General features: G+C 64.5%; 15 protein-coding genes. 10 read left to right on the forward strand and 5 right to left on the reverse strand.

Going from position 1 to position 14785, the window contains the following annotated elements; all coding sequences use genetic code 11:
• Positions 1 to 327 precede the first annotated feature (327 nt).
• The 6 genes from AC1D1B_RS15720 to lpxK all read left to right on the forward strand — a co-directional run bounded on the left by AC1D1B_RS15720 (position 328) and on the right by lpxK (position 5911).
• Positions 328 to 1671, forward strand: coding sequence for a TldD/PmbA family protein (locus tag AC1D1B_RS15720; protein ID WP_477333439.1), 1344 nt, complete (start codon positions 328 to 330; stop codon positions 1669 to 1671).
• On the forward strand, positions 1658 to 2458 hold the full coding sequence (locus tag AC1D1B_RS15725; RefSeq protein WP_477333440.1) for a 3'(2'),5'-bisphosphate nucleotidase CysQ: 801 nt from the start codon (positions 1658 to 1660) through the stop codon (positions 2456 to 2458). Before AC1D1B_RS15720 ends, AC1D1B_RS15725 begins: the two co-directional genes overlap by 14 nt.
• A gap of 68 nt (positions 2459 to 2526) precedes the next feature.
• Positions 2527 to 2772: a DUF4170 domain-containing protein gene (locus tag AC1D1B_RS15730; RefSeq protein ID WP_112392632.1), complete on the forward strand. Its 246-nt coding sequence runs from the start codon at positions 2527 to 2529 to the stop codon at positions 2770 to 2772.
• A gap of 5 nt (positions 2773 to 2777) precedes the next feature.
• Positions 2778 to 3572, forward strand: a complete 795-nt coding sequence (locus AC1D1B_RS15735; RefSeq protein ID WP_477333441.1) for a lysophospholipid acyltransferase family protein — start codon at positions 2778 to 2780, stop codon at positions 3570 to 3572.
• Positions 3565 to 4881, forward strand: coding sequence for a lipid IV(A) 3-deoxy-D-manno-octulosonic acid transferase (waaA, locus tag AC1D1B_RS15740; RefSeq protein ID WP_455861785.1), 1317 nt, complete (start codon positions 3565 to 3567; stop codon positions 4879 to 4881). Before AC1D1B_RS15735 ends, waaA begins: the two co-directional genes overlap by 8 nt.
• A gap of 1 nt (position 4882) precedes the next feature.
• Positions 4883 to 5911: a tetraacyldisaccharide 4'-kinase gene (gene lpxK, locus AC1D1B_RS15745; protein ID WP_477333442.1), complete on the forward strand. Its 1029-nt coding sequence runs from the start codon at positions 4883 to 4885 to the stop codon at positions 5909 to 5911.
• A 25-nt stretch (positions 5912 to 5936) separates the two neighbouring features.
• On the opposite strand, the gene AC1D1B_RS15750 is transcribed toward lpxK, so the two are convergent.
• A complete protein-coding gene (locus tag AC1D1B_RS15750; RefSeq protein WP_112564953.1) occupies positions 5937 to 6170 on the reverse strand; it encodes a DUF2093 domain-containing protein in 234 nt (77 codons plus the stop codon).
• A gap of 114 nt (positions 6171 to 6284) precedes the next feature.
• Between AC1D1B_RS15750 and AC1D1B_RS15755 the strand changes: the two genes are divergently transcribed.
• The gene (locus AC1D1B_RS15755) at positions 6285 to 6887 is read left to right on the forward strand and encodes a hypothetical protein (protein WP_477333443.1); all 603 of its coding nucleotides are present in this window, start codon (positions 6285 to 6287) and stop codon (positions 6885 to 6887) included.
• 17 nt (positions 6888 to 6904) lie between these two features.
• On the opposite strand, the gene AC1D1B_RS15760 is transcribed toward AC1D1B_RS15755, so the two are convergent.
• Positions 6905 to 7831, reverse strand: coding sequence for a LysR family transcriptional regulator (locus AC1D1B_RS15760; RefSeq protein WP_477333444.1), 927 nt, complete (start codon positions 7829 to 7831; stop codon positions 6905 to 6907).
• A gap of 91 nt (positions 7832 to 7922) precedes the next feature.
• Here AC1D1B_RS15760 and AC1D1B_RS15765 point away from each other — a divergent pair, with 91 nt between their 5' ends.
• Both AC1D1B_RS15765 and AC1D1B_RS15770 read left to right on the forward strand, forming a co-directional pair.
• Positions 7923 to 8816: a DMT family transporter gene (locus AC1D1B_RS15765; protein ID WP_477333445.1), complete on the forward strand. Its 894-nt coding sequence runs from the start codon at positions 7923 to 7925 to the stop codon at positions 8814 to 8816.
• Positions 8817 to 8959: 143 nt separating this feature from the next.
• Positions 8960 to 9715 (forward strand): hypothetical protein, encoded by a 756-nt coding sequence (locus AC1D1B_RS15770; protein WP_477333446.1) that lies wholly within the window; start codon positions 8960 to 8962, stop codon positions 9713 to 9715.
• A gap of 42 nt (positions 9716 to 9757) precedes the next feature.
• Here the strand turns inward: AC1D1B_RS15770 and AC1D1B_RS15775 are convergent, their stop codons facing one another.
• The 3 genes from AC1D1B_RS15775 to AC1D1B_RS15785 form a co-directional block, all read right to left on the reverse strand.
• A complete protein-coding gene (locus tag AC1D1B_RS15775) occupies positions 9758 to 10069 on the reverse strand; it encodes a DUF1905 domain-containing protein (RefSeq protein WP_477333447.1) in 312 nt (103 codons plus the stop codon).
• Between the two features lie 4 nt (positions 10070 to 10073).
• Positions 10074 to 11927, reverse strand: coding sequence for a DNA mismatch repair endonuclease MutL (gene mutL, locus AC1D1B_RS15780; protein WP_477333448.1), 1854 nt, complete (start codon positions 11925 to 11927; stop codon positions 10074 to 10076).
• 261 nt (positions 11928 to 12188) lie between these two features.
• On the reverse strand, positions 12189 to 13091 hold the full coding sequence (locus AC1D1B_RS15785; protein WP_477333449.1) for a LysR substrate-binding domain-containing protein: 903 nt from the start codon (positions 13089 to 13091) through the stop codon (positions 12189 to 12191).
• 92 nt (positions 13092 to 13183) lie between these two features.
• On the opposite strand from AC1D1B_RS15785, the gene AC1D1B_RS15790 reads away from it, so the two are divergent.
• Positions 13184 to 14749, forward strand: coding sequence for a trimethylamine methyltransferase family protein (locus tag AC1D1B_RS15790; protein ID WP_477333450.1), 1566 nt, complete (start codon positions 13184 to 13186; stop codon positions 14747 to 14749).
• Positions 14750 to 14785: the final 36 nt, after the last annotated feature.

The following is a 14785-nucleotide window of genomic DNA, read 5'->3' on the forward strand; positions in this document are numbered from 1 at the left end:
CTCCCTGAGCAGACTGGTCTATGATGTAAATCAAATTGATTTAATCGTAGGCGAATGCATGCGTCAACCCTGCGTCCTGTGGAAAGGGCCGCTGTTCGGAGAAAGTTCGGGGACATGCATCCGAGCAACCGATCGACCAGCGCAGCGGATCTGCATCCATCGCCTGGCTTGGGCTGCAAACACAGCACTGCGGCTGGCTTTCGCAGCTCGCTTGGGCGCTATGCCGCAGCGGTGCAATTGCCCGTGCGCCATTGCACAAGCCGCATTGGGACAATAGATGGTGCAGCAGCCGCGACCGCCCGGCGGCTTGAAACCAGGACCATGCGCATGACCGATACATCAGAGGCAGCGAAATTGACCGACCGAGTCGCGGCTCTGGTCGAGGCTGCCAAACGGGCCGGCGCTGACGCCGCTGATGCGGTTGCCGTGCGCGGCCGCTCGACCGGTGTGTCGGTGCGGCTTGGCAAGGTTGAGAACACGGAATCCTCCGAAGGCGACGATGTCTCGCTGCGCGTCTTTGTCGGCAAACGGGTGGCGAGCGTGTCCGCGACAGCTGCGTCGGACCCCAAGGCATTGGCCGAGCGCGCGGTGGCGATGGCCAAAGTCTCGCCCGAGGATCCCTATCAGGGTCTTGCCGATCCGGCTTTGCTGGTTGGTAAGGTGCGCGACCTCGATCTGTTCGACGCCACCGAAATTTCGGCCGACCAGCTGAAGGAAGCGGCCCTGGCCGCCGAAGAAGCAGCCCTTGCCGTCAAGGGCGTCACCAATTCGGCGGGCAGCGGCGCCAGCGCTGGGTTGGGCGGGCTGGTGCTCGCGACGTCGAACGGCTTCGTCGGCCACTATGTCGCCTCGCGCTTTTCGCGCTCGGCCAGCGTCATCGCCGGTGAGGGCACCGGAATGGAGCGCGACTATGAATATTCCTCGCACCAGCATTTTTCCGATCTCGACGCGCCGGAGCTGATCGGCCGCAAGGCCGGCGAGCGCGCCGTGCGCCGCCTCGGTGCCCGCAAGGCGGCGACCGGTCCGGTCGACGTGGTGTTCGATCCGCGCGTCGCGCGCGGCATTGCCGGCCATCTCGCCGGCGCCATCAACGGCGCTTCGGTGGCGCGCAAGACCAGTTTTCTCCGCGAGATGATGGGCAAGCAGGTCGCCTCGGCTGATATCACCGTCACCGACGAGCCGCTGCGGCGCCGTGGCCAATCCTCGCGTCCCTTTGACGGCGAGGGTGTCGAAGGCGAAAAGCTGCTGATGGTCGAAAACGGCGTGCTGAAGCACTGGTTCCTGTCGACGTCTGCCGCGCGGGAATTGGGGCTGACCACCAACGGGCGCGGCGCCCGCAGCGGCTCGTCGGTATCGCCGTCATCGACCAATCTTGCCATCGAGCCGGGCGACAGGACGCCGGAAGACCTGATCAAGTCGCTGAAATCAGGCTTTTACGTCACCGAAGTGTTCGGCCAGGGCGTCGACATGGTGACCGGCGAATACAGCCGCGGCGCGTCGGGCTTCTGGATCGACAATGGCGAGCTTGCCTATCCGGTGGCCGAGGTGACCATCGCCTCCAATTTGAAGACGATGTTCCTCAACATGGTGCCGGCGAGCGACCTCGACCGCAATTTCGGCACCGCCGCACCGACGCTGCTGATCGAAGGCATGACCCTTGCCGGAGCGTGACCCGGTCATATCGGCTGCAGAAGACCTTGAGCTTTTGCGCGACGCCGCCCGCGAGGCCGGCGCCATCGCTATGCGTTACTTCGGCAAGAACCCGCAAGTGTGGATGAAGGGTGGCACCTCGCCGGTCAGCGAGGCCGACCATGCTGCCGACGCCTATCTGTGCGAAACCCTGCTTGCAGCGAGGCCGGACTATGGCTGGTTGTCGGAGGAGACCACCGACAATCCGGCGCGGCTGCAGGCACGCCGCACCTTTGTCGTCGATCCCATCGACGGCACCCGTGGCTTCCTCGAAGGCCTGCGCTCCTGGTGTGTCAGCGTCGCCGTGGTCGAGGACGGCCGCACGCTCACCGGCGTGCTCGAATGCCCGGCCAAGGGCGAAACCTATTGGGCGCTGCCCGGACAGGGCGCATTCCTTAACGGCAAGCCGATTGCAGTCCGCCGCTTGGGAGAGACCATCGAGATCGGCGGGCTGAAGCAGTTGATCGACCTGATGCCGGCGGCATGGCACGGCCGGGTACAGCGCGCGGCCCATATTCCCTCGCTCGCCTACCGGCTGGCGATGGTCGCCAACGGCACGCTCGACGCCACCTTCGTCAAGCCCAACGCGCATGACTGGGATATTGCTGCCGCCGATCTCATCTTGCGGGAAGCCGGCGGCGCCGTGCTCGACGGACAAGGCCGCGCGCCGCTTTATGCAGGCGAGGTCATCCGTCACGGAGCCTTGGTCGCCGGCAGCGGCGAGCTGCTCACCGTGCTTGCCGGCGTCATTGCCGGTACGGAAGCGTGATCGACGGTTCCAAAGTCGACGGCTTTGGTCTAGACCTGTCACAAACTCACAATATGTGAAGGACCGAAATGGCCGCGGAAGACGGAAAGAAACAGCTTTTGCACCTGGTGTTCGGCGGCGAGCTGAAGAAGCTGGGCGGCACCGAGTTCCGCGATCTCGACGCGCTCGACATCGTCGGCGTCTATCCGGATTACCAGACCGCGCACACCGCGTGGAAAGCCAAGGCGCAAGCCAGCGTGGACAATGCCCATATGCGCTATTTCGTCGTTCATCTGCACCGGCTGCTCGACCCTGAAAGCAAGGCCGGCAGTTGACAGCGATGGAGCACGATCTGGCGAAAGGGCCAGCGAATGAAGCCGCGCCCAGGGGTAGGGGCCGCAGTCGTACGACCAAGGCGTTCTGGCGCAAGATTCGCGAACCGCTTGCACAGTCACGATTCGTCAAAAACGCCATTGCCAGTCTGCTCGCCCAGTACGTGCGGCTGGTTCGCATAACCAGTCCGCTGGTCACCGGATCGGCACGCTTTTCGGCTGGGGGCTATTCGGAGTTCGAACCCGGTATCATCGCGCTTTGGCACGGCCAGCACCTGCTGACGCCGGCCTATTATCCCAAGCGTAAGCCGCTGGTCGCTATGGTGTCGCGCAGTGCCGATGCAGAGCTCAATGCGCTGATGCTGGAGAAATTCGGCATCGAGGCCGTGCGCGGTTCGGGCGGGCGTGAAAGCACGAAGCATCTCGACAAGGGCGGCGCCAAGGCGCTCATCGCCCTTAAAAAGTCGCTCGTCGCCGGCAAGAACGTTGCCATGATCGCCGACATTCCCCATGGCACGCCGCGCGACGCAGGGCTTGGTATCGTTCTTCTGGCACGCCTCTCGGGTCGGCCGCTCCTGCCGGTCGCTATCGCCACCAGCCGCCGCAAGGTGCTGGAAAAGAGCTGGGACAAAACCACCATCAACTTGCCATTCGGCCGTTCCGCTGTGACCATTGGCACGCCGATCTTCGTGGCGGCGGATGCCGATGAGTCTGAAATGGAGCGCAAGCGCCAGGAAGTCACCGCCGCGCTCAATGCCGCGACCGCCGAGGCCTATCGCCTCGTGGACGGCATCCATGAGTGAGCGCTGGGCGCGCGCCTTCCTGACGGCGTACCGCTTCGCCGGCGCGGCCGCCTATCCGCTGATCGGGCCTTATGTGGCCTGGCGGACGTCGCAGGGCAAGGAAGACCGAAGCCGCAGCCGCGAGCGCTATGGCGTTGCCGGGCGGCCGCGTCCTGAAGGCCCGGTGATCTGGATCCACGCGGCAAGCGTCGGCGAGACCATTGCGGTCGTGCCGCTGGTGCAAAGCATCCTCGATTACGGCGTCAACATCGTGCTGACGACCGGAACGGTGACCTCGGCGCAGGTCGCCGACGAGCGGCTCGGCGACCGCATCATCCACCAATATGTGCCGCTCGACCTCAAGCCGGCGGTCAGCCGCTTCCTCGACCACTGGCGGCCGGACCTAGCCATCATCGCCGAATCCGAGATCTGGCCGATGACCATCCTTGAACTCGGCGCGCGCCGCGTGCCGCAGGTTCTGGTCAATGGCCGGCTGTCAGACCGCTCGTTCAAATCCTGGAAGAAGCGCGCCAACATCGCCGAGGCGCTGTTCGAGAACCTCGCCCATGTCGTTGCCCAGTCGGATGTCGACGGCGAGCGGTTTCGAGCCCTCGGCGCCCGGCCGGTCACCGTATCGGGCAACCTCAAGGTCGATACCTTGCCGCCGCCGGTTGACGAACGCACTCTGGCGACGCTGAAGCGCCAGATCGCCGGTCGCCCGACCTGGGCGGCGATCTCGACCCATGACGGCGAAGAGGTGGTCGCCGCCGAGGTCCACGCCACGCTCTACAAACGCCACCATGGCCTGCTGACGATCATCGTCCCGCGCCATCCCGACCGTGCCGAAGCGCTTGCCGCACAGATTTCCGGCATGGGCCTGAAGCTGGCGCGGCGCAGCAAGGGCGACAGGATCACCGCCGACACCGATATCCTGCTTGGCGACACGATCGGCGAGATGGGGCTTTATCTCCGGCTGACGGAAATCGCCTTTGTCGGCCGCTCGCTGACCTCGGAAGGCGGCCAGAACCCGCTTGAGCCGGCCATGCTCGACACCGCTGTGCTGGCCGGCCGCAACGTCCAGAACTTCCGCGAAGCCTATCAGCGCCTGCTCGACAGTGGCGGCGCCAAGCTGGTCCGCGACCGCGACATGCTGGCCGGCGCCGTCAATTTCCTGTTGAGCAATGAAGTCGCCCGCCATGAGATGATGGCGGCCGGTGCCGCCACCGTTGACCAGATGCGCGGTGCGCTGGCGCACACGCTGAAGTCGCTTGAGCCTTACATCCAGCCGCTGATCGTCAAATCGCGCCTGAAGGGCGCCGACGGGCGATAGAATGGCGTCCGAAGCACCACCTTTCTGGTGGGAAGCGCCGGACTGGCGGGTTTTTGCGCTGTCGCCGCTGTCGGCAGTCTATGGCATGGTCGCCGGCCGCCGCATGCGCCGCGCGCCGCGAGAAAAGATCGACGCGCCAGTGCTTTGCGTCGGCAATTTCACCGTCGGCGGCAGCGGCAAGACGCCCGTCGCCATCGCACTGGCCAAGCAGGCCAGGCGCATGCAGCTCAATCCCGGCTTCCTGTCGCGCGGCCATGGCGGCTCGTTCGCGCAGCCGCATGTCGTCGATATCAATCACGACGCCGCCAAGCATGTCGGCGACGAGCCGCTGCTTTTGGCCGAGCATGCGCCTGTCGCGGTAAGTCCCAACCGCGCCGCCGGCGCCAAACTGCTCGTGGAAGCCCATGGCTGCGATTTCCTGATCATGGATGACGGTTTTCAGAGCGCGCGCATCCATATCGATTATGCGCTGGTGGTGGTCGATGCGCGCTACGGCATCGGCAATGGCCGCGTCATTCCGGGCGGGCCGCTCAGAGCCAACATCGTCGACCAGCTGGTCTTCACCGACGGGCTGTTGAAAATGGGCGAGGGCACCGCCGCCGACCAGGTCGTGCGCCAGGCCGCGCGCGCCGGCCGGCCGATTTTCGAGGCGCATGCCGAGCCCGGGGCCAAGGAACGCTTCGCCGGTCGGCGTTTCCTGGCTTTTGCCGGCATAGGTCATCCCGAAAAATTCTTCGAGACGCTGCGCGGCACCGGCGCGGAGGTGGCGCTGACCCGGTCGTTTCCAGATCATCACTTCTATGCACCCGATGAACTTGCGGAACTGGCGGCAACCGCGCGCCGCGAAGGACTGGGCCTCGTCACGACCGCCAAGGACGCCGCCCGGCTGCGGTATGGCGCAGCCTCGGCCGAATTCCTTGGCCAACTCGACGTGTTGGAGATCGATGCCACGTTCGAGCTCGACAATGTGCCGGAGCGCATCATCGACGAGACGCTGGATGCCTGGCGCCAGCGCAGGCTGCGGGGCTGAGTTCGGTTCGGCAGGAGGGCTGGCTCTAGCGCCGGCTGCGCAGCTCCGGATGCGTTTCGATCTCGCGGCGCAGCGAGGCGGCGGCGCTGACATAGGGCTCCTGCCTGGCGACGCTCCAGTATTTGAGCTCGTCCAGCGGAATGCTCTCGCCGGTCACCGCGCAGCGCACGAATGCGCCGGGGCTGGTGACCTGGAAGTCGCCGTCGAGATAGCGAATCCGGGCTTCCTTGCCGCCAGGGCCTTCGAAACGGTTCATCATGGGGTGGTGCCTGACTTCATGCTGATTTCATCGCCATAAATTGCCGGCAAGGTCAAGCTTGACGCAATGCTGAGGCTCTATTGTCGCGCCGCAAACCATTCTCATGGGACCGGCATGGACGTTTCATCCGCCCGCCTGACAGCTCTGCTGCGCGAAGCCATGATATTGGCGGCGGTGCCGTCGGCAAAGGCCGACCCGGCGAAAACGGCGCTTATCAAGGCGCTGGCGCAGCCACCGGCGCCATCCGGTGCACCTTTGCAGCCGGCAGCGGCACCAGCGCTGCAGGCGCTGTTGTCCGCCGCCTCTGCCAAGGCGCAGCAGACAGGGTCCACTGAGGTCCTGCAGGCCTATCTGGCAATTGCCGAACCAGCCGCCGAGGCGCCAGACGATGCGGGGCGGCCGACAAGAGTCGTGGCGGCCACGCCGGCAAACGATGACGCACAGCGCGGTCTGCCTGTGCCGTTGGCAAGGGCCGACGATGGCGCCGCTGCAAAATCGGCAGGCCCGCCATGGCTTGCCTTTCTCGTCCCCGAGACTTCGCCGCAACGCCGCGCCTCTGTCGCCGATGCGGCGGCAAAACGAGGGCAGGCGACGTCTCAAGCAAATGACGCGGCCCTGCCCGAAAACCGGGAACAGATGCGTGTCGGCCTGATGGCGCTGGCGGCCGGGTTTCTGGCCGTCGCGATCGTCGGGCTCGTCTTGCTGCTGCTTCGCTGAGCGCCTAACGATTGATCCTACCGCTCGGCTTCGAGGAACGCTTCCATCTTTTCCATCGCCAGCCCCGCCTCGACTGCGATGCGGCGCGAAAGTTCGGCGGCGGCCGTGCGCGGCCGCCCCAGCGGCCGGTCGAGCCAGTAAGACACGGGGTTCAGCGCCGTGCGCTCGTCGACGGCAACGATGCGGCCGGACTCTAGCTGATGCCCGGTCAGTGGCGGTCGCGCCAATGCGATGCCGAGCCCATAGGCGGCTGCATCGAGCACAAGATTATAGTCCTCGAAGCGGCGGTCCTGCGGTCGCGGGCGATAATCCATGCCTTGCGCGGCAAACCAGGCGCGCCAGGCCGATGCGTCGGAATCGTTGATCAGCGGAAATTTGAGCAGCCGGGCAGGGTCGCCGCGCCCGATCTCGCGGGCGAGGCTTAGCGAAGCGACCGGGAAGACATGTTCCTCGAAAAGCTTCACCGAGATGCGGCCCGGAATGCCGCCGCGGCCGCAGCGGATCGACAGGTCGATGCCTTCATCGGCAAGGTCGGCCTGGCGGATGTCGACATCGAGTACGATGCGCAGCTTGGTGGGATTGTTCTCCAGCGCCGCCATGCGCGGCATCAGCCACAACCCGCTGACCGAGGGGATCGACGTCAGCCTCACCACGGCTGTGCCGCGCGGCTCGACCCAGCGGTCGGAATGGGTGGAGATCAGCGCAAAAGCTTCTGCCGTGCGCAGATGCAGGCGGTTGCCCTCGATGGTCAGCGAGACGCCGCGCGCGCCGCGGTCGAATACTTTCAGACCCAGCCAGTCCTCCAGCTTGGCGATCTGCCGGCTGACGGCGCCATGGGTGATGTTGAGTTTTTCGGCCGCGGCCGAAAAGCTCCCGGTTCGCGCCGCCGCATCGAACGCGCGCAACGTCTCGAGCGGCACCATTGTGTCTGAGCTGTGATCCATAGTCACAGGTGATCCTCGATTTGATCGTTTGTCAACGGTCCCGAAAAGGCGCTTTCTGCCTTTCAACACGAGGAAATCCGAGGACAATGAGATGAGCGCAACGACCAGCACGTCGAATCCGACACAGCGGATGGACACCACAGCAGCCATCGCCGTGGCGTTGACGGTGGTCGGCTGGGCCTCGGCCTTTCCCGCGATCCGTGCTGGCCTCGCCGCCTTCGGGCCGCTGGAACTCGGTGCGCTGCGCTTTGCCATTGCCGCGGCACCGGCGGCGATCTTCCTTGCCGTCAAGCGCCCGGCGCTGCCGAGGCTCGACGAACTGTGGCGCCTCGTCTTTGGCGGCGCGATCTTCGTCGCGCTCTACACCGTCATGCTCAATTTCGGCGAACTGACGGTGTCGGCAGGCGCCGCCGGGTTCATCATCAATGTCAGCCCGATCTTCACCGCTATTATGGCAATGGCCTTGCTCGGCGAGCGCTTCTCAGGCTGGGCCTGGTTCGGCACGGCCATTTCTTTCGCCGGCATCGGCATCATTGCGGTCGCCGACGGCAATGGCCTGCATTTCGACACCGGCGCGCTGCTGGTTCTTGGCTCCGCACTGTGCTCGGCTGTCAACACGATCGTCCAGAAGCCGCTCTTTGCCCGCCATCACCCGCTGACCATCTCGGCCTCGAACATGATCCTTGGTGCTCTTTGCCTGGCACCGTTTCTGCCGAGCGGCTTTGCGCAGGCAGCAGTCGCCAACACGGCCGGTCTCGGCGCCGTGATCTTTCTTGGCATCGTGCCCAGCCTGATCGCCTATGCCGCCTGGGCAACCGCTCTGTCGCGCCTCCCGGCCGCTCGTGCTTCAAACTTCCTCTATCTGGTCTCGCCCATGTCTGCCTTGATCGGCTTCTTCTGGCTGGGCGAAGTGCCGACGCTGCTCGGCATCCTCGGCGGTGCGCTGGCGCTCGGCGGCGTCATCGTGGTGAATTTGAAGCGTTAGATCAGCGGGTTGGACCGTTTTCCCGAATCAACGCGAGAGCTGCCCCGGAATTTCTCAGCTCATGAAATAGACGACTGCCGCTGCGTTGCAGACATGACCCCACCGGGTGGCTATGGTGCGTTGAAATTCACCGTGGGGTCGGGATGGTCAGGCAGTTCGTATCGGCCATATTTTGCTTGCTGCTGCTAAGCGGCAAAGCCAGTGCGGGTTGGTATCACGTGGAAAACTACGAAGGGTCCATCGGCCCCAACCCCGTCCACTTCTCCCTGCAGACCTACAGTTTCGGCAGCGGCCTCACTGTCCAGGGCAGTTTCTACTACGACGCCAAGCAAAGTCCGATCGCGCTCTACGGCAAAGCCAGTGGTGCCAGCCTCGCGCTTTGCGAGATTGCCGATGACAAGGAGTTTGAGCGCGTCATCGTCATGGGGTCCAAAACGCCCGTCGACACCGCCGGATGTCCGTTTTCTCTCGAGCTCGGCGACGGTAGCCTGACGGGCAGCTGGAGCAAGGGCGCGGACAAATTTCCGGTCAATCTCAGGAAGGTCGCGGGCCTGGACGATACCGGGGAAGGGAAGGTCGACGGAACCGTCGAGATTCCCTTCTGGGCGCAGACGGCCGCCGACAGGTTTGCCGGAATCTACGCAAAAACCGACGACGGAATCTGCATGACAAAGATGCAGATCATCAACAAGAAACGGCAGAAGGTCGTGCAGACCATCAAATTCGGCGGCGACCTCTGCAATGCGGGTATGCTGATGACACCCATCTACTGGAATGTGCAGAAGCAGACAGAACGAGGCAAGGACATCATATCCGTGAATTTCTACGATGGCCGCGCTGGGTATGAGGAGGACTATGTCTTCGACCGCAAGACCAAGAAGTACCGCCTGAGGAAGTGAAGCGATGCCTGTCAACAAAATCGCCCACGGGCCGCGTCGTTATCACCCGCGAAGGTGTATCGCGATAGACGCGGAAATCAAATCGCCTGCCGTTAGATTGCATTTGCGCCGGACGTCATCCTTCAAGGGCAAAAGATAGCTTCCATGCTTGGGAAGCAGCGATGTGCCGAACATGACGCCGTCAATGGTCGCCTCGACAGGTATCACCCCCCAGCCATAGGTCGCGAACTTCGCGACCTTTTTGATCTCTTCACCATGGTGCTCGGGGATTGGCGCGAAGAAGTATGGCGACGGACCCCGCCAGTGGATCACTTCGGCTTCGAACCGGAACCGGACCGTCGACGCGCCTCTCACAGACTTATCGCCGCCCGAACAGCCGTTCGATATCGGCGAGCTTGAGCTCGATATAGGTCGGGCGGCCGTGGTTGCAGGTGCCGGACCCCGGCGTTGCCTCCATCTGGCGCAGCAGCGCGTTCATCTCCTCGGGTTTGAGCAGGCGGCCGGAGCGTACCGAACCGTGGCAGGCCATGGTGGCGGCAATCTTGTCCAGGCGCTCTTTCAGCGTCTCGACCGTGTCGTTGTCGGCGATCTCGTCGGCGAGATCACGCACCAGCTGCTGGACATTGGTCTCGCCCAGCATGGACGGCGTCTCGCGCACCGCCACCGCACCGGGGCCGAAGCGTTCGATGCCGAGGCCGAAGCGGGCTAGCGTCTCGGAATGCAGGGCCAGCCGCTCGGCATCTTCCTCCGGCAGGTCGACGATCTCCGGCAACAGCAGCATCTGCGACGGCACTGCGCGTGAATGCAGCGCATTCTTCAGCGCTTCGTAGACCAGCCGCTCATGCGCCGCGTGCTGGTCGACGATGACAAGCGAATCCCGGGTTTGCGCCACGATGTAGTTCTCATGCACCTGCGCGCGGGCAGCACCCAGCGCCGTGCCGAGCAGCGTCTCGGCCGGTTCGGCCGCGCCGGCACGTGCGTCGGCGCTGGCGAGAGGGCCGGCATCGAAAGCCGCCTGCTCGTTTTCGCCGAAGCCAGCGCCATCAAAGCCCATATCCAGCGGCCGCTGCGGCGAGCGGTCGAAGCCGGCAAAACCCGACGCCCGGTAGGCAGCGTCATAGCTGCGATGGCCGTTGGCTGGTCCGGCATGGGCATAGGAGGCGGCTCCCGGCCGGAACGCCGCCATCATGCCCGCGGCTCCGCTCGTGGCGGCGCGTATGCCGGAATTGGCGAGCGCCTCGCGGATGGCGCCGACGATCAGCCCGCGCACCAGGCCTGGGTCGCGGAAGCGCACATCGGCCTTGGCCGGGTGGACGTTGACGTCGACGGTCGCCGGATCGAGCGTCAGGAACAGCACCGTGACAGCATGGCGGTCGCGCGGCAGCACATCGGCGAAGGCGCCGCGGATGGCGCCGGCAATCAGCTTGTCGCGCACCGGGCGGCCGTTGACATAGGCATATTGCTGCAGCGCGTTAGCGCGGGTGAAGGATGGGATCGAGACATGGCCGGTCAGGTGCACGCCGTCACGGCTGGCATCGATGGCAATGGAATTGTCGGGGAACTCGGCGCCCATCACCTGGGCGATGCGGCGCAGGCTGCCCTCCGCGCTGTCGTCGGTCGCCGGCAATTCCAGCGTCGAGCGGTCGGAGCCGGCAAGCGTGAAGCGCACGGCGGGGAAGGCGATGGCGATGCGCTTGACCACATCGCTGGTGGCCGAGCTTTCAGCGCGCTCGCCCTTCATGAATTTGAGCCGGGCAGGCGTGGCGAAGAACAGGTCGCGCACTTCGACCGTGGTGCCGCGGTTGGCGGCCGCTGGCTTGACCGCGGAAACGCGGCCACCTTCAATGCCGATCTCAGCGGCAGCGTCGCCGGCAGCCGTGCGCGAGCGGATCGACAGCCGCGACACCGAGCCGATCGAGGGCAGCGCTTCGCCGCGAAAACCGAGTGAGCGGATATCGTGAATGTTGTCGGCAAGCTTGGACGTGCAGTGGCGCGCAATCGCCAGCGCCAGCTCCGGTTCGGGAATGCCCGAGCCATCATCGGTAACGCGGATCAGGTTCAGTCCGCCACCGGCGGTGACAACCTCGACTCGCGTGGCGCTGGCATCGAGTGCGTTCTCGACCAGTTCCTTCACCACACTCGCCGGACGCTCGATGACTTCGCCGGCGGCGATCTGGTTGATCATCGTTTCGGAAAGCTGGCGAATGGGCATGGGGCACTATAGGCGGATTCGAAGGCGTAGGGGGAGGGGCGGAATGACATTGGCAACACCTAATGCTGCGATCCTTCGCGCCCCCCTCTGTCCTGCCGGCCATCTCCCCCACGAGGGGGGAGATTGGCAGCTTTGGCGCCGGCCTCGTCTTGCGACGTCGGTGATTGGCGAAAGCGGAGGGCGCCGTCTGATCTCCCCACAAGTGGGGGAGATGGCCGGCAGGCCGGAGGGGGCGCCGTAGAGCGCCAGCATTGCCCTGCATCAAGCCTGCGCCGCGAGCCAATCCCTGACTTTCCGCGCATTGTCGCTCAGCTCGCGGTTCTTTGGCCAGACGACGTAGAACGCCTTGCCGGTTTTCAGCACATGATCGGTCACCGGCACCAGCAGCCCCGTGGCCAACAGCCGCTCGGCCAGATGCCGCCAGCCGAGTGCGATTCCCTGGCCCTCCATGACGCCCTGGATCACCAGGCCGTAATCGTTGATGCGCAGGCCGCGCGCGGTGTCGCCGAGGCTGCCTCCGGCTGACCGGAACCATTCGTCCCAGCTCGCCGCGTCGCGATAAGGCTCTTCGAGATGGATCAGGCGATGCGTGGCCAGCTCCGCCACGGTTTTCGGCATGCCGAACTTCGCGAGATAGCTGGCTCCGACGACCGGGAAGATTTCCTCGTCGGCCAATGGCAGCGAATGATAATCGGCCCAGTCGCGCGGTTCGCCGCCGCGCACGGCAAGTGGAATGCCCTCGGCGATGATGTCGAGGTCGCGGTCGGCGGTCTGGATGCGCAGGTCGATGCCCGGAAGTTCGTCGCGGAACTGCTGCAGGCGCGGCATCATCCAGAACGAGCCGAAGGCGGTCGAGGCGGCAAGCGTGACGTGGCCGCCAGTCACCTGCAGGCGCAGATCCTCCGCCGATTTGCGGATGTGCGACAGGCCGAGCGAGACGTCGGCGTGGAAACGCTCGCCCGCTTCCGTCAGGATGACCTGGCGGTGGCGCCGCTGGAACAATTTTGCGCCAAGCTGTTCCTCCAGCCCGCGCACCGCATAGGAGACGGCGGCCTGCGTCATCCCGAGCTCACGCCCGGCGGCGGTGAAGCTCGACAGCCGGCCGGCCGCCTCAAAGACGATCAGGCTGCCGGCCGAAGGCAGGAGATGGCGAAGGCTTCGCATAAGCTCAGCTTATACAAGAGATCAGGATTTTCCAGCGTCACAGCGGAAATTCGTCTGGGTAGATTATCTTACAAGGGAAAAAGGGAGGTCTGATGAACGCGCCGGCCGATGTTGTGATCGAACCAGCCAAACGCCGCGAACGTGGCGGTGGCCGCATTGCCAGGCGCGAATTGCGTTCGCACGGTTCGGAAGGGCTCAGCCGTCCCTACATCGTGCGCAACATCCCGACCTACGACATCCTGTCAGAGGAGAACCTGCTGCGCATAGAGGCGACCGCCGACCGGATCCTGGCCGAGATCGGCATCGAATTCCGCGACGATCCGACAGCACTTGCGCACTGGAAACGGGCAGGGGCCAATATTGACGGCGTGCTGGTCAAGTTCGAGCCGGGCATGCTGCGCGAGATCCTCAAGACCGCGCCGGCGAGCTTCACCCAGCATGCGCGCAACCCGGCCAATTCTGTCGAGATCGGCGGCAAGAGCGTCGTCTTCTCGCCGGCCTATGGCTCGCCCTTCGTCATGGATATCGACAAGGGCCGCCGCTACGGCACGATCGAAGATTTCCGCAATTTCGTGAAGCTGGCGCAATCCTCGCCCTGGCTGCACCATTCCGGCGGCACCATCTGTGAACCTGTCGATGTGCCGGTCAACAAGCGCCATCTCGACATGGTCTACAGCCATATCAAATATTCCGACCGCGGCTTCATGGGCTCGGTGACGGCAGAGAGCCGCGCCGAAGATTCGATCGACATGGCGCGGATCGTTTTCGGTCGGGACTTTGTCGACGAAAACTGCGTCATCCTCGGCAATGTCAACGTCAACTCGCCACTGGTCTGGGACGCGACGATGACGACGGCGCTGCGCGCCTATGCGCGTGCCAACCAAGCGGCAGTCATCGTGCCGTTCATCCTTGGCGGCGCCATGGGCCCGGTCACCAATGCCGGCGCCATCGCCCAGTCGCTGGCTGAAACCATGGCCGGCTGCGCGCTCACCCAGCTTGAAAGGCCGGGCGCACCGGTCATTTTCGGCAATTTCCTGTCCTCGATGTCGCTGCGCTCGGGCTCGCCGACCTTCGGCACACCGGAGCCGGCGATCGGCTCCATGGTCATCGGGCAACTGGCGCGCCGGCTGAACCTGCCGCTCAGATGCTCCGGCAATTTCACCACCTCGAAACTGCCCGACGCGCACGCCATGAACGAAGGCACGATGTCGATGCTGGCGGCGGTGCATTGCGGCGCCAATTTCATCCTGCACTCGGCCGGCTTCCTCGATGGCCTGTTGTCGATGTCTTACGAAAAATTCGTCATGGATGCCGATTTCTGCGGCGCGCTGCACACCTATCTCGACGGGGTGAAGATCGACGACAACCAACTGGCGCTCGACGCTTTCAGGGAAGTCGGGCCGGGCAGCCATTTCTTCGGGTCGGCCCACACCCTGGCCAATTACGAGACGGCGTTCTGGGATTCCGAGATCGCCGACAATGAGCCCTACGAGAAATGGGAGGCGGCCGGATCGGAAGATGCCGCCATCCGCGCCAACCGGCGCTGGAAAAAGGCGCTGGCCGAATACCAGGCGCCACCGCTGGACGAGGCAATTGACGAGGCGCTGCAGGAGTTCATGGGCCGTAAAAAGATCGAGATGGCGGACGCCTGGTACTGAACATCTAGAAGGGCGAACAACGCCACGCATCGGACA

It is taken from the genome of Mesorhizobium sp. P2_C5_2 (assembly GCF_056404535.1).